The 15,131-nt window shown below is 41.8% G+C and carries 11 protein-coding genes; 7 read left to right on the top strand and 4 right to left on the bottom strand.

Going from position 1 to position 15,131, the window contains the following annotated elements; translation table 11 throughout:
• Positions 1-137: 137 nt before the first annotated feature.
• Both A1019T_RS04840 and ppsA read right to left on the bottom strand, forming a co-directional pair.
• The gene (locus tag A1019T_RS04840; protein WP_077450667.1) at positions 138-995 is read right to left on the bottom strand and encodes an RDD family protein; all 858 of its coding nucleotides are present in this window, start codon (positions 993-995) and stop codon (positions 138-140) included.
• 183 nt (positions 996-1,178) lie between these two features.
• On the bottom strand, positions 1,179-3,575 hold the full coding sequence (ppsA, locus tag A1019T_RS04835) for a phosphoenolpyruvate synthase (protein WP_077450666.1): 2,397 nt from the start codon (positions 3,573-3,575) through the stop codon (positions 1,179-1,181).
• Between the two features lie 651 nt (positions 3,576-4,226).
• Here ppsA and ppsR point away from each other — a divergent pair.
• The 6 genes from ppsR to A1019T_RS04805 all read left to right on the top strand — a co-directional run bounded on the left by ppsR (position 4,227) and on the right by A1019T_RS04805 (position 12,851).
• Positions 4,227-5,111, top strand: a complete 885-nt coding sequence (ppsR, locus tag A1019T_RS04830; protein WP_414707004.1) for a posphoenolpyruvate synthetase regulatory kinase/phosphorylase PpsR — start codon at positions 4,227-4,229, stop codon at positions 5,109-5,111.
• Between the two features lie 120 nt (positions 5,112-5,231).
• The gene (sthA, locus tag A1019T_RS04825; protein ID WP_077450664.1) at positions 5,232-6,869 is read left to right on the top strand and encodes a Si-specific NAD(P)(+) transhydrogenase; all 1,638 of its coding nucleotides are present in this window, start codon (positions 5,232-5,234) and stop codon (positions 6,867-6,869) included.
• Positions 6,870-7,117: 248 nt separating this feature from the next.
• On the top strand, positions 7,118-7,549 hold the full coding sequence (locus A1019T_RS04820) for an HIT family protein (protein WP_077450663.1): 432 nt from the start codon (positions 7,118-7,120) through the stop codon (positions 7,547-7,549).
• A gap of 284 nt (positions 7,550-7,833) precedes the next feature.
• The gene (locus A1019T_RS04815; RefSeq protein ID WP_077450662.1) at positions 7,834-9,879 is read left to right on the top strand and encodes a BCCT family transporter; all 2,046 of its coding nucleotides are present in this window, start codon (positions 7,834-7,836) and stop codon (positions 9,877-9,879) included.
• A gap of 166 nt (positions 9,880-10,045) precedes the next feature.
• On the top strand, positions 10,046-11,089 hold the full coding sequence (dusB, locus tag A1019T_RS04810; RefSeq protein ID WP_077450661.1) for a tRNA dihydrouridine synthase DusB: 1,044 nt from the start codon (positions 10,046-10,048) through the stop codon (positions 11,087-11,089).
• 67 nt (positions 11,090-11,156) lie between these two features.
• Positions 11,157-12,851 (top strand): dipeptide ABC transporter ATP-binding protein, encoded by a 1,695-nt coding sequence (locus tag A1019T_RS04805; RefSeq protein ID WP_077450660.1) that lies wholly within the window; start codon positions 11,157-11,159, stop codon positions 12,849-12,851.
• A gap of 46 nt (positions 12,852-12,897) precedes the next feature.
• Here A1019T_RS04805 and folE read toward each other — a convergent pair whose 3' ends face one another.
• Entirely contained in the window at positions 12,898-13,503 is a 606-nt protein-coding gene (gene folE / locus A1019T_RS04800) for a GTP cyclohydrolase I FolE (RefSeq protein WP_208608030.1), read from the bottom strand.
• Between the two features lie 233 nt (positions 13,504-13,736).
• Here folE and A1019T_RS04795 point away from each other — a divergent pair, with 233 nt between their 5' ends.
• The gene (locus A1019T_RS04795) at positions 13,737-14,546 is read left to right on the top strand and encodes an enoyl-ACP reductase FabI (protein WP_077450659.1); all 810 of its coding nucleotides are present in this window, start codon (positions 13,737-13,739) and stop codon (positions 14,544-14,546) included.
• 12 nt (positions 14,547-14,558) lie between these two features.
• Here the strand turns inward: A1019T_RS04795 and A1019T_RS04790 are convergent.
• On the bottom strand, positions 14,559-15,131 hold a 573-nt coding region (locus tag A1019T_RS04790), incomplete at its 5' end, for an IS630 family transposase (RefSeq protein WP_143514082.1).

Raw genomic sequence — 15,131 nt, 5'->3', positions numbered from 1 at the left:
AGCCATTTTTCTTTATATTGTCACTTAGACAGGCTGGGCATTTGATGTATAGTGTGATGTGCATTTCACTATTTTATCAATTTCTCAGCCTGTTTTTTTCAGCCTACTTTTTGAACCACCACCAATTATTTAGCTGTTTATTTATCTAGCTGTTTTGGATCGGCTTTAACTACCATAGTTTTAGCAAGTTTATCGTGAATACTAAGGCGCTGTTTGTTAATAACCATAACCACAAAGTCAGCGATTAAAAATAGCGTACCAATACCTGGTAGGGCATACAAAGCTGAAGTCACCAGACTACGCAATAAAATGACATTGGTAATTGAGGCGGGTTTTTGGGTTTTAACATCAACAATTCGGATCCCCATCACTGTTTTACCGATAGTTTGTCCTCTTTTAATTAGAAGCATAAGCTGCAAAAAGAATAAAACTAAAAACAGTACCGAGGTTAGCGAACTTAAATGCTCAGGAACAGATTGCACCAGCTGAGTCATTTTCTCCATATCGCCAGCAGTTTCGGAGATTGCTGCGAAGTCGTAATTTAATCCAGATAAAAAAGGGATATAGCACGCCATCAGCAATAGAGCGTCAATAGAAACTGCAATTACGCGATTACCAATAGTCGCTAGCTCATTAGTCGAGCTAGACGGGGCTGACTGTAAATTATGATTTTTATTAATCGGGCTTTTATTATGGATTGGGTTATTTGCAAAGGGGGGGTGTTGATTTACTGGACTTTGAGTAGATTCGGGCTGTTTATTACCATAAAGATCAGCCACAGTTACCCGTCTAGGCGGGATATTAACCGAAGTGGTGGCATTGGGATCATAGTAAAACTGACCCTTAGTCATTTCACCCACTTGTTTCCACTGATCCATGCCAACATGCCACATAAGATCACTGAGCTCTACCTGCCGATTAGACAGCATCTTATTAAGCTCTTCTAAGGTATAAGGACCTGCTTGAACTTGATTTCTAGCTAGATAAATCTGCATTAATATAACAACCTTTTATAAAATTAAAGTCCGCATTGGGATCATTAATATTATTAATTTTAATATTTATTTAGAATATTAAATGAAAACGACCACAATAATCAATAAGAGTTGATTTTTGTGGTCGCTATGAGGGCTATTGATACCAATAACCCACAGAATATGACAGTGTGTATTTACAGATTATTTAGCTGTAACATTAGCGTTGGCATTGTCATCATTGGCTAAGAACATCCAAGTATCTAATACTGAGTCTGGGTTTAATGAGACAGAGCTAATGCCTTGTTCCATTAACCAGTAGGCTAGGTCAGGATGGTCTGATGGACCTTGGCCACAGATACCCACATATTTACCTTGCTTACGGCACTCAGCGATAGCCATTGATAATAGCTTCTTAACCGCTTCATCACGCTCATCAAATAAGTGAGATACGATACCTGAGTCACGGTCTAGACCTAAGGTTAACTGAGTTAAGTCATTAGAACCAATTGAAAAACCATCGAAATGCTCTAGGAACTCTTCAGCCAATAAGGCGTTGGTTGGAAGCTCACACATCATGATTAACTCAAGACCATTTTCGCCACGCTTTAAGCCATTTTTGGCTAAAACCTCGACCACTTCAGCAGCTTCTTTGGTAGTACGTACGAATGGAATCATAATCTTAACGTTGGTTAAGCCCATTTCGTCACGAACACGTTTTAGAGCACGACACTCTAACTCGAAGCAGTCGCGGAAGTTGTCTGAAACGTAGCGGCTAGCACCACGGAAACCAAGCATTGGGTTTTCTTCTGAAGGCTCGTACAGCTTACCACCAATTAAGTTGGCGTATTCGTTCGATTTAAAGTCAGACATACGAACGATAACTGGCTGTTCTCTGAACGCTACAGCTAGGGTAGCAATACCCTCAACTAGTTTATCAACGTAGAAATCCACTGGAGAAGCATAACCTGCGATACGCTCTTTAATAGCCTGGGAGATTTCACGAGGTAAAGTGTTCATGTTAAGCAGAGCTTTTGGATGCACACCAATCATACGGTTGATAATGAACTCTAGACGAGCTAGACCAACACCAGCGTTTGGAATTTGAGCAAACGAGAAAGCACGGTCAGGGTTACCGACGTTCATCATAACTTTGAAAGGCAGCTCTGGCATAGCATCAATAGAGTTGCTTTGAACTTCAAAATCTAATAGACCTTCATAGATAAAGCCTGTATCACCTTCAGCACAAGAAGCGGTAACTTCTTGACCATCAGTCAATACTTCAGTGGCGTTACCACAACCAACAATGGCTGGTACACCTAATTCACGAGCGATAATAGCAGCGTGACAAGTACGACCACCACGGTTAGTGATAATCGCTGAAGCACGCTTCATAACTGGTTCCCAGTCTGGGTCAGTCATATCTGATACTAGAACATCACCTACTTGAACTTTGTCCATTTCATTCAAGTCGTTTACGATACGTACTTTACCTGAACCTACGCGTTGACCGATTGAACGACCTTCACAAAGTACTTTAGCGTCTTTGCTCTGGATAATGTAGCGTTCCATAACGTTACGGTCTTGACGGCTCTTAACGGTTTCTGGACGAGCTTGAACAATGAATAACTTGCCTGAATCACCATCTTTAGCCCACTCGATATCCATTGGTTGGCCGTAGTGTTTTTCGATAGTGATGGCTTGTGTGGCCAGTTCAGTTAATTCTTCAGTAGTTAAAGAGAACTGGTTACGCTCTTCTTTGTCCACTTCTACAGTCTTCACTGAACGGGTAGTACTACCTTCGTCACCATAAATCATTTTCTGGTGCTTACTACCTAAGTTACGGCGAATAACCGCAGGTTTGTTGTCTGCCAATAAAGCTTTTGATAGATAGAATTCATCTGGGTTAACCGCACCCTGTACTACCATTTCACCAAGACCATAGCTTGAGGTGATGAATACTACTTCATCGAAGCCACTTTCAGTGTCTAGAGTAAACATAACACCGGCTGCGCCTGTTTCTGAGCGAACCATACGCTGAATACCCGCTGATAGGGCAACACCAGCATGCTCAAAACCCTGGTGAACACGGTAAGCAATAGCACGGTCATTATATAGTGATGAGAAAACTTCTTTGATAGCGATTAGAACGTTTTCGATACCACGGATGTTTAGATAAGTTTCTTGCTGACCTGCGAAAGAGGCGTCTGGTAAATCTTCGGCAGTCGCAGAAGAGCGAACAGCAACGGCAATATCTTCACCATCACTCATCACTTCAAATGCATCACGGATTTCTTGTTCCAGTGATTTTGGTAATTCTTGCTCGATGATCCAGTTGCGAATCTTTTCACCAGTTTCAGTTAGCTTTTTAACATCATCAACATCTAACTCTTTTAGTTCGTTGTTGATTTTGTCTAAAAGACCAGTTTCAGTCAGGAAGTTATTGAATGCTGCAGCTGTGGTCGCGAAACCGCCAGGAACACTCACCCCTAGATCTGATAGGTGGCTAATCATTTCGCCTAATGAAGCGTTTTTACCGCCTACGATTTCGACGTCGTTTTTGCCTAACTTGTCAAGGGTAATAACTTGCGGTGCTGTCATGATAACTCCAGGAAATAAGGTTATTTTTTTAAATTATACCGCTATTTATCTAAATTGTGTATGGACTAGCACTCTTTAAATAACTGACTGAGTCAACAAGAATCGACTGTGTGGTTAACAGGGAGCTCGAAAGGGTCTTTTCAGTCAAATATTTTTGATTAAGAGTGAAATCTTAACGCTTGTCATCTACGGTAATGTGATGTGGGCGAACTATAACATTTATAGTTATTAGGAGTCCACGAAGGAATATAGGGAGGGTTTGTTTTACAGGGGTTGATGTATTGATATATATAAGTTATTTATTTACTAAATACGAGGTATTTCTTTGGTTTATGGCGAATTTAAATTTATATTTTATAACTCGATGATGATATACATAAAAATTATCAATCAACTTATCATACCAATGGTTAAACATGCACAAAGTTCGGTTGCATATGAAGTTAGATTTTAACAACAACTATTTCAGTAAGTAAAGTAACTTTAATCAAAGCAAGTAGCAAGGATTTGTATTTGCATAAATGCTAAGCTTCTCAAATACTTTATTGGCTTAATATTTGTTAAAATATCGCGAAATATTTTTAATAAGGCATTTTGTCTATATTTTTGTAGGAAGATGCACTCCTGCTAAGGAATTTTATGGAAAATTTAATGAACTCATTATCTGCAAAAGCTACCATTCAAAACCGTAGTGCTTTGGCAGTAGACAAGCCACAAGTCATTCGTGTGGCTTTTTTTATATCTGATGGTACGGCTATTACTGCAGAGACCCTAGGACGTTCAATATTAAGCCAATTTGCCAGTGTGCCTTTTGAGACCAGAGTGATCCCTTATGTGGATACCATAGAGATGGCACAAGCAGCGGTTGAGCACATCAATAAAGCTTATCAAACCACAGGCATATTACCTCTAGTATTTGACACTATTGTTGATCCGGATATCAGAGAGATTATTAATTCAGCTCAGGCTTGTAATCTTGATATGTATGAAGGATTAATTGGACGTATCACTGATGAAATTGGGGTAGAGCCTGATGCTCACTCAGGTCATGCTCATGATGATGTAGATTCGGAGACTTATAAATCTCGAATCGATGCGGTACACTTTGCTTTAGACAATGATGATGGAGCGAGAACTCGTCATTATGACATGGCTGATATTATCTTAATCGGGGTATCTCGCTCCGGTAAAACCCCTACCTCTTTATACTTAGCTTTACAGTTTGGTATTCGGGCGGCCAACTACCCACTAACTGAAGATGACTTATTTGATAATCAGCTGCCAAAAGCACTTCAACCTCATCGTGAGAAGTTATTTGGATTAATTATTGATACAGAGCGGCTACAAAAAATTCGCCAAGAACGAAGAGCGGGCAGTCGTTACGCTAGCTTTAAGCAGTGCGAAGAAGAGCAGCGTGCGATTCAGGCGATATATATGACACAAAATATTCCTAGCCTAAATGTTTCAGAAATGTCAGTGGAAGAGATTGCTACTCGAATTCTACAAATAACTGGGTTGAAGCGTCGCATTGGATAGTGATTTCGCCATGAAGTTAACAGGCGAAGTTGCTATAATATAGCCAATATGCTGCAGCAACTATAATTAGGTCTAAAAACTAGGTCTAAAAATTAAAGAAATACATAACAAGAGGATGATATGTCAAAAAAACATAAAGGTGATGAAACTAGCAATATCAATGATGATAAAAAAGATATTGAGGTATCCAATCAAAGCAGTGGCAGTGCTCCAAGTGTTGCATCTTCTGAGGCAAGTCGCGAGTCAGAAAATCAAATAGACTCAGGAGAAGATCATCTTTTTCATCCTAGCTTAATTAGTCCGTTAGACAATGACCGTATCCGTATTAACTCAGGCTTTACTCGTGACTCAGAGCGTATCAAACGAGATAAACACGATTTTGAGTACGATGCTGTAGTGATCGGTGCTGGCCCAGCGGGTGAAGCGGCTGCGATGAAGTTGGCTAAATCTGGTAAAAAAGTGGTGGTAGTCGATCCTCGCAATCAAGTGGGAGGCAACTCAGCACACGTCGGTACCATCCCTAGTAAAGCCCTGCGTCAGTCGGTATTTAACCTGATTAACTACCGCCGTGATCCTTTATTCTCACAAGGCTTGGATTATTATCAAGTCCCTTTAAATAAGGTGTTGACCAACGCGCGTAAAGTTATTCGTACTCAGGTAGACACCCATACCCGCTTCTATGAGCGCAACCAAATTGAACTGCGTCATGGATGGGCCAGCTTCGAGGATAAGCATACCTTACATATCGAATTAGGAGATGGTACAGGCTATGAAACCATCACTTTTAATAAAGCCATCATTACTGTAGGTAGCCGCCCATACCGCCCGGACTTATTAGACTTTGATCATCCTCGCGTGTTTGATTCTGACAAAATCTTACAAATGGATTATGTGGTCAAAAAGATTATCATTTATGGAGCCGGAGTAATCGGCTGTGAGTATGCGTCGATCTTTACTGGTCTTGGCTACAAAGTGGACTTAATCAATAACCATGATGGGCTTTTAAGCTACTTGGATAAAGAGATTAGTGATGCTTTGGCTCACGACTTTAGACAATTTGGGGTATTGGTTCGCCACAATGAAGAGATTGAGAAGTTAGAAACTCATGACGATTATGTGGTACTACACCTGAAGAGTGGTAAACGCATTAAGTCTGACGCCATCCTATGGTGTAACGGTCGCTCAGGTAATACTGAAAGCTTGAATCTTGAAGCGGTTGGTTTAAAAGCCAACAACCGTGGTCAGCTAAAAGTAGATGACACCTATCGTACTGAGGTTGATAATATCTATGCTGCAGGGGACGTGATTGGTTGGCCATCATTGGCATCAGCAGCCTATGACCAAGGCCGTTGTGCAGCTGCGTTTATGGTGGGTGATAAAGATGCTGAGCCAGTCTCAAGTGTTCCAACTGGTATTTATACCATTCCAGAGATTTCAAGTATTGGTAAAACGGAACAAGAGTTAACCGATGAGAAAGTACCTTATGAAGTGGGCCAGGCCTTCTTTAAACATCTAGCGCGTGCTCAAATTATTGGTGAGCGCTCGGGTGTCTTGAAGATTTTATTCCACCGTGAGACTTTAGAAATCTTAGGTATTCACTGTTATGGCAACCATGCCTCAGAGATTATTCACATTGGTCAGGCAGTGATGAAACTTCACGGTACACTTGAGTACTTCGTCAATACTACTTTCAACTATCCGACTATGGCGGAAGCGTATCGTGTTGCGGCCTTGAATGGTTTGAACCGAGTATTCTAATCCTCTGAAGCTCGACAAAAAAAGAGACTGCAATGCGGTCTCTTTTTTTATTTATATTAGTAGGCTAGGATAATATCGGCAAGCTTGAACAATATCGGTAAGCTAGGCCAAGGCGGCAATGTTGAGGCAATTAAGGTTGCAACTTGTCATTAGTTAGTGTTGAATAAATACAAACAAGTTAAGCTTAATAACTTACAAGGCTACTTGTTGGGTTAAAAAACAATCAAAACAATATAAGGACTTATAAAATGACCATAAAAGCTTATGAAGATGATAATATTTTTGCAAAAATTATAGCGGGTGATTTGCCTTGCCATAAAATATATGAAGATGATAAGACTTTGGCATTTATGGATATTATGCCTCAGGCCAAAGGTCATGTGTTGGTTATCCCAAAACAAAAAGCAGTCGAACTATCGCAGCTAGAGCCTGAGTATGCCAGTGCGGTATTAATGACGGCTAAAAAAGTCATGGCGGCGCAGCGTAAAGTGTTTCAACGTGAAGGTATTATTCAGATGCAGTTAAATGGGGCTGAGGCGGGTCAAACCGTATTTCACTACCACGTACATCTAATTCCCTCTAACTTTCACGAATTGGGCCAGCATGCTACTACGCAGGCTGATATGGCTGAGTTAGCAGAGCAAGCCAAGCAGCTGAAAGAGGCTATTGAAGCCGCTTAAACTTCATTTAATAGTTAGATTAATAGATACAGCGCTAAATAGAGATATAAGGTACTGTGCTCAATTTGAGAAGAATAACAATAAGTTTGCGTAATAACGCAATTGCATTATCAAACTTATTTAAACTTGAGATTTGAACACGAATCTTTAGAATACGGGTTTGTCTTTAAAAAATAAAGGCAAGCCCTTTTTTATTTTTAAGTTAAAGTGAAATTACTGCTTGCTATATTTTTTTCAATTTCATATCTCATCAGGATTAATTTACTAAAAGGAAAATAAAGCTTATGCTAAAAAAGCCCTCTAGGTCTACAATTTTAATGCCTGTCTTTGCACCAGCTGTGATTGTGTTGGTGCTGTTAGTGGTAGGCACTATTTCAAATCCTGATGCTGCTGGAGAGCTGTTCAATCAAGTTCTCAACTATACCACCACCACTTTCGGTTGGTTCTACATGTTAGCGGTGGCGCTATTTTTAATCTTTATTTTGGTATTGGCGTTTTCCTCCTACGGTAATATTAAACTTGGCCCTGATCATGCAGAGCCGGATTATAAGTTTAGTGAATGGTTCGCCATGCTTTTTTCAGCGGGATACGGTATTGCGTTGCTATTTTACGGCGTATCCGAGCCGGTAGTGCATTTTGCTGAACCGCCAAACTCGACTCCGCAGACCATTGCGGCTGCCAAAGAAGCAATGCAGATTGCTTATTTTCACTGGGGACTTCATACCTGGGCTATTTATACTTTTACCGGTCTTGTTTTGGCCTACTTTGGCTTTAGGCATGGCTTACCGCTATCTATGCGCTCCACATTATTCCCGTTGATTGGCGATAAGGTTTATGGCCCTATCGGTCATGGGGTGGATGTTATTGCCTTGTTGGCAACCATTTTTGGGGTGGCAACGACCCTCGGTTTATCGGTGTCACAAATCAACTCAGGTTTGAACTATTTAATGCCTGATTTAATTCCGATAGGCACCGGTGTTCAGATCATTACCATTGCAGTAATTACTTTAGCGGCTCTCATTTCAGTGCTGTCAGGTATGGATAAGGGGATTAAGCGCCTATCCATGCTTAACGTGATCTTAGCAACGGCATTGATGCTGTTTGTATTTATTGCCGGTCCGAGTGTATTTATCCTAAACGCGTTTATGGAAAATACTGGAAGCTACTTAAGTAACATTGTTGAGCGAACATTTAGCTTACAAGCCTATGTGCATGGTGATTGGATTGCGAGCTGGACGCTGTTTATTTTTGCATGGACCATTGCTTGGTCGCCATTCGTGGGCACGTTTATTGCCAATATTAGCCGTGGCCGTACCATTCGCCAGTTTGTCTTAGGGGTGTTGTTTGTTCCGGTTATCTTCACCTTCTTCTGGTTCGCTGTATTTGGCGATACTGCGCTTAACCTAATCATGGTTGAAGGACTTGATACCTTAATTGGCGATGTACAAGCCGATAAGTCGGTTGCTTTATTTAAGCTGTTTGAAGCTTTACCATTTACCCAAGTCGCTTCGTATTTAACAGTGTTATTAATCATGACTTTCTTTGTGACCTCGTCAGACTCTGGCTCATTGGTCATTGATTCTATTGCTTCAGGAGGTCGTCCTACGCCCGCATGGCAGCGGACATTTTGGGTAGTTATTCAAGGGGTAGTGGCTTCTGTATTATTACTGGCAGGCGGCTTAACGGCTTTACAAACAGTAGCCATCGTTAGTGCCTTACCATTTGCCATTATTTTGCTTATTTCAATGGGAGGGATGTGGCGAGCGTTAATTATTGAGGAGCACCGCACTGAAAGTTTGGAGCAGGATAATCGCTTGCCGCCTCATTTACTAACTCCTAGTGCTTGGCGAGAGCGTATCGATTATCTGACTAAGCAGCCGACACGCCATGAGGTGTTAAGCTATATTCAAGAGGTAGTAGAAGTAGCGATGCATCAAGTCGCTGATAAGTTCATGGATTCTGGCTGGCAAGCTAAGGTAGAGTTTGATGAGGTGAATAGTCGAGCCATCTTGCAATTACAGCGTGGGGAAGAAGTAGACTTTAGCTACGAGGTGCGACTGAGTGAACATGATATTCCAGACTACTATGAGCAAAGTGGATCCCAAGTAGGACAGCTGCATCATTATTATCGTGCTGAGGTTTATCTGCGCCGCGGAGGCCTGACCTATGACTTATATGGCTATCAGCCGGATGCGGTCATTAATGATATTATTGATCAGTTTGAAAAGTACCTACACTTCTTGAATGTTTCTCCTGACAGCTTACCATGGCGCATGGAGATGCATGATGAAGGACTGGTGGTTGAGTCTAGTAGCGAGTTTGACAAATAGTCTGATTAACCTTTTAAAACTTGAGTTTTAATACTGAGTCTTTACAATACGAGCTTGCTCCTAATGAGGGCAAGCTCTTTTTTATGGGGACATTAAATCGTTAAATGATCCGATATATTAAGTTAAGTGACACTCTCATTCTCCTAAGCTTGTAAATGGCCTAAAAATGACTTTTATTACCGAAAACGATACGCACCCTTTGCTACAGCCCCTGTATATTGGTGGGCTAGAGATTCAAAACCGACTGATGGTAGCTCCAATGGCGGGGGTAACAGACAACCCATTTCGACGCTTATGTAAGTCGTTTGGGGCAGGTCATGCTGTCAGCGAAATGATGACCGCAGACGCCACTTTATATGCCCATAAAAAATCATTGTTCCGAGCTAATTTTGAGGGAGAGATTGCACCAATCTCAGCGCAAATTGCAGGCGCTGACGTGGATAAAATTGCTGAAGCTGCTCAGTATCAAGTTAATAACGGGGCGCAAATTATTGATATCAATATGGGCTGCCCGGCTAAGAAAGTATGTCGTAAGCTGGCAGGCTCAGCCTTGTTGAAAGATGAAGAGTTGGTGGCCAGATTGCTTGATGCTACTGTGGCCGCTGTCGATGCGCCTGTTACTTTAAAAACTCGTTTGGGTTATGAGAATGGTCAAGAAAATATCTTACGAGTAGCCAAAAGAGCAGAAGAGGCGGGCATTGCTGCTATTGCTATTCATGGCCGTACTCGTGAGGATAAGTATGGCGGAAAGGCACGCTACGACTTGATTCGTGAAGTCAAAGAAATAGTCAGTATTCCAGTGATTGCTAATGGTGATATCGACAGCCCAGAGAAGGCGATTGAAGTATATGAGCAAACGGGCTGTGATGCGATTATGATTGGTCGAGCGGCCCAAGGTCAGCCTTGGTTATTCCGAGATATCGCTCATTATTTGCAAACAGGTGAAAAATTGCCAGAGCCAACTATTGATGAGCTGCGAGAGATTGTGCTGACCCACCTTGAGGAGCTGTATGCCTTTTATGGTGAGTACCCAGGATGCCGCATCTCACGCAAACATATTGCTTGGTATACTTCTGGTATTGAAGACTCGAACGCTTTTCGACAAGCCATGTATAGTGAAGAGACGACGGCAGGACAGTACAAAGTCGTTGATAAGTTTTTGTCTTCTCAGAAGCTTAGAGAAGGGGCTCAATTAAGTCATACTGTCTAAGTGCGGCTAGGTTTCTGTCCTAAATTGAGTTACATTAACTCTAAGCCATTCATTTGAGAGTGATTCTATGCTTGATACGTTAAATAATACTCAATCTGAGTCCTTAGCTCGCTCCTCAGAGGTATCATCAAACCCAGTATTAATGGTCAATGGTCTTAGTATTTATACTGATCATGAAGTATTGGTTCATGACTTGTCTTATCAGATAAATCGGGGTGAAACGCTGGCTATTGTGGGTGAGTCGGGATCAGGTAAGTCGTTATCTAGCTTAGCTTTACTCGGATTGTTGCCACAGGATTTGCAGGTTGAGGCTCAAGTCGAGCTGCAATCTATGGGCTTACTGCCTATCAATCAAAACTCAAATCAATCCATGAAAAAGCAGGCCGTCCGCGATAAACAGCTGAAAGCGGTACGCGGTACAAAAATTGCGATGGTATTTCAAGAGCCTATGACGGCGCTGAACCCCTTACACACCGTAGGCAAGCAAATTGCTGAAAGCTTGCGTATGGCCGGCACGCCAAAGTCTGAAATTAAGCCGCGCATTATTGAGTTATTAAATGACGTCAATATCAATGACCCTGAGTCTAAGCTAAACCGCTATCCGCATGAACTATCAGGTGGCCAGCGCCAACGGGTGATGATTGCCATGACGTTGGCACAAAACCCAGAAGTGCTTATTGCTGACGAGCCTACCACAGCATTAGATGTTAGCCTACAACATGAAATCTTAGAGTTATTGAATCGCTTAAAGCAGCAGCATGGAATGGCAATGTTGCTAATCAGTCATGATTTAAACTTAGTACGCCGTTATAGCGATAAAATAATTGTAATGCAGCAAGGGAAGGTGATTGAGCGCGGAGACAGCGACACACTATTTCATAACCCCCAAACGGCTTATACTAAATTGTTAATCAGTCAGAATTTTGGTTCTCCGCTTAAAATTAATGCCAGTGAAGACATCTCTGCAGTTGTTGCGGTAAAACAGCTGTCTGTTGCTTTTCCACAGAAAAAGTCACTTCTGGGCGGGGTAAGTCAGTGGATGCCTGCAGTCAAAGACTTAAGCTTCGATCTTAATCAAGGTACGTCATTAGGGATTGTCGGGGAATCAGGTTCTGGCAAAACCACCATTGCTTTGGCTCTTGCTAGGTTATTGAGTCAGCAAGCCAAAGTAAGCGGTGACATTATTATTGATAACGTAGATATAAATAGCCTAAGCAGAAAAGAACTACGTCAATTTCGTTCCAACATTCAAATGGTGTTTCAAGATCCGTTTGCGAGCATCAACCCCAGATTTAATGTGATGCAAATCGTCGAAGAAGGGCTGTTGATAAGAGGAGAGAGCAAGACACAGCGAGAGCAGGCAGTTTTAGAGGCACTAGTCACAGTAAACTTACCGCACAGTTTTGCTTATCGTTATCCCCATGAGTTATCAGGAGGCCAACGTCAACGGGTGGCTTTGGCTAGGGCGCTGATTATGCGGCCCAAGGTTATTATTCTTGATGAGCCTACCTCAGCCTTAGACAGTAGTACCCAAGTTGAGGTGGTACAGTTACTTCGAGATATTCAGCAGCAGTACCAAATTAGCTACATTTTTATCAGCCATGATTTAAATGTGGTACAAGCTTTGTGTCACAATATAATGGTACTTAAAGCGGGGGAGTGTGTAGAGTTTGCCGCAACTGAAAAATTATTTGAAGCTCCGCAGCACCCGTATTCAAAACTGCTTATCGATACGAGTGTGCGAAGTAAAGACTTTGGCTGATCTAATGAGATTAAGCGGATTTTATGAAAATCAATAACTACAGCAGTTAGATTTTTGAGGCAGGAACCGCTGCAAGAAATTCATTACGGGCCTGAATGTCTGTCTTAAACTCACCAAGCATAGCGGTTGTGCGCGTGCTAGACAGTTGTTTGTTAACACCACGCATCATCATACACATATGAGATGCATCCATTACCACAGCAACACCACGGCAGTTAGTCACTTCCATGATAGCCTCAGCAACTTGTTTGCTTAAATTCTCTTGAATTTGTAAGCGGCGGGCATACATATCAATGATACGGGCCACTTTAGACAGACCGATGACTTTGCCGTCCGGTAAATAGCCCACATGAGCCACGCCATGGAAGGGGAGTAAGTGGTGTTCACAGAGCGAGTAGAACTCAATATTGTGAATAAGAACCAATTCTGGATTATCGGTCGGAAATACAGCATTATTGGTGACTTCTTCCAGGGTTTGATGATAACCTTGAGTTAAATAACCGAATGCTTTTGCGGCACGAGTGGGTGTATCAATTAAGCCAGGACGGTTTAAATCCTCACCGGTTGAAGCAATTAATTTAGCGTAAAGATCAGGACTGGGTAGTCTAGGATCTAGATTTGAATTTGAAGCGTTTGAATTAGAATCACACATAGTTATTAGTAGCAAATTAGAAGAATGCTATAGCTTAACGGCTACAAATAAATTGTAAAGGTCTTTGTCAAAAAATAGCTGAGTATTTCTCAGTTTGGCACAAAAAAATCTCATAATGCCATCTAACTCTAGATTTTTGTATTATTATTCTATTGTTGTCATTGAATTCAAAAAAATGCCCCTCAAAAACATTTGGGCTAAGCCAACTTAAAATTAAAATAAGGGAGTGGTTCGTGAAATTATTACAAGGTAAACGTTTTGTAGTGACAGGTATTGCCAGCAAGCTATCCATTGCTTGGGCAATTGCAGAAGCATTGCACAGAGAAGGGGCATCATTGATTTTAACTTACCCCAATGACAAGATGAAAAAGCGGGTAGAGATGGCTGCTGAGCAGTTTTCAGCAGATATGATTTTGCCTTGCGATGTCGGTTCTGATGCAGAGATTGAGGCTTGCTTTACAGCAGTTGCTGAACATTGGGCAGAAGGGATTGATGGGGTAGTACATGCTATCGGTTTTGCCCCTGCTGGAGAGCTAAACGGTGATTTTACTGAGGTTACCAGTAGAGAGGGCAGCGCCATTGCCCATGATATTTCAGCCTATAGCTTTGTGGCCTTAGCGCGTGCCTCACGTGAATTATTGGCAAAGCGTCAAGGCTCTTTGTTAACATTGACTTACCAAGGCAGCACGGCTGTTATTCCGAATTATAATGTGATGGGTATGGCCAAGGCGAGCCTAGAAGCCAGCGTTCGCTATTTAGCAACCTCTTTAGGGGGTGAAGGCATCAGAGTCAATGCCATTTCTGCAGGCCCAATTCGTACTTTAGCGGCCAGTGGTATTAAGTCATTTCGTATAATGCTAGATGTGAATGCTAAGATTGCCCCTCTACAGCGTAACGTAGATCAAATGGAGGTAGGTAATGCGGCCTTATTCTTATTATCGCCTTGGGCTTCAGGCATTACCGGTGAAATTTTATTTGTCGATGCAGGGTTTAATACCGTAGGAATTAGTGAGCAGTTACTGCATCTAGATGAGCAACAATAAATTATACAAATTCTAAAAAATAACACTCAAATCACACCACTCCCGCTGAGTGATAGACCTAATTAAGTTAGTCTCATTACACACTGCATTCCAAGCGTCACATGCCGCATCGACAATCGCATCATAACTCTCAAAACAGCGATTAGACAACCAATGCTGTTTAAGGTACTGCCATACCTGTTCAGCAGGGTTAAGCTCAGGTGAGTAGGGAGGCAATTTAAGCATGATCACATTGTTTTGATCCAAACTTGGTTGGTGCCATAGCGCCCCATCCATGACCACCACGGCATGCCGACCTTCAGGAACAGCTTTACTGATTTCCTCCATATGCAATGCCATGGCTTGCTTATTCACATAGGGTAGAACAAGTCCAACACTCTCACCTGTCGCCGGATTAAAGGCACCAAATAGATAAGTCGATTCAAACTGCTGCTGCCTGACTACTCGAGGTCTTTGTCCTTTATAGTGCCAAACCCTTGTGATAGAGCCTTGTTGGCCAATACGTGTTTCATCCTGAAACCATATATCAACTTGCTTGATATCAACACCATCAGGTAGAACTTGCTTTACCTGCTCAAGGAAGTT

The sequence above is a fragment of the Psychrobacter piechaudii genome, from assembly GCF_900162825.1.
GTDB lineage: Bacteria > Pseudomonadota > Gammaproteobacteria > Pseudomonadales > Moraxellaceae > Psychrobacter > Psychrobacter piechaudii.
This window is presented reverse-complemented; position numbering and strand designations above follow the sequence as displayed.

Bases quoted from the DNA above. Each gene is read 5' to 3' on its own strand.
- A1019T_RS04840 (WP_077450667.1), bottom strand. From the start codon at position 995: ATGCAGATTTATCTAGCTAGAAATCAAGTTCAAGCAGGTCCTTATACC.
- ppsA (WP_077450666.1), bottom strand. From the start codon at position 3,575: ATGACAGCACCGCAAGTTATTACCCTTGACAAGTTAGGCAAAAACGAC.
- ppsR (WP_414707004.1), top strand. From the start codon at position 4,227: ATGAACTCATTATCTGCAAAAGCTACCATTCAAAACCGTAGTGCTTTG.
- sthA (WP_077450664.1), top strand. From the start codon at position 5,232: ATGTCAAAAAAACATAAAGGTGATGAAACTAGCAATATCAATGATGAT.
- A1019T_RS04820 (WP_077450663.1), top strand. From the start codon at position 7,118: ATGACCATAAAAGCTTATGAAGATGATAATATTTTTGCAAAAATTATA.
- A1019T_RS04815 (WP_077450662.1), top strand. From the start codon at position 7,834: ATGCTAAAAAAGCCCTCTAGGTCTACAATTTTAATGCCTGTCTTTGCA.
- dusB (WP_077450661.1), top strand. From the start codon at position 10,046: ATGACTTTTATTACCGAAAACGATACGCACCCTTTGCTACAGCCCCTG.
- A1019T_RS04805 (WP_077450660.1), top strand. From the start codon at position 11,157: ATGCTTGATACGTTAAATAATACTCAATCTGAGTCCTTAGCTCGCTCC.
- folE (WP_208608030.1), bottom strand. From the start codon at position 13,503: ATGTGTGATTCTAATTCAAACGCTTCAAATTCAAATCTAGATCCTAGA.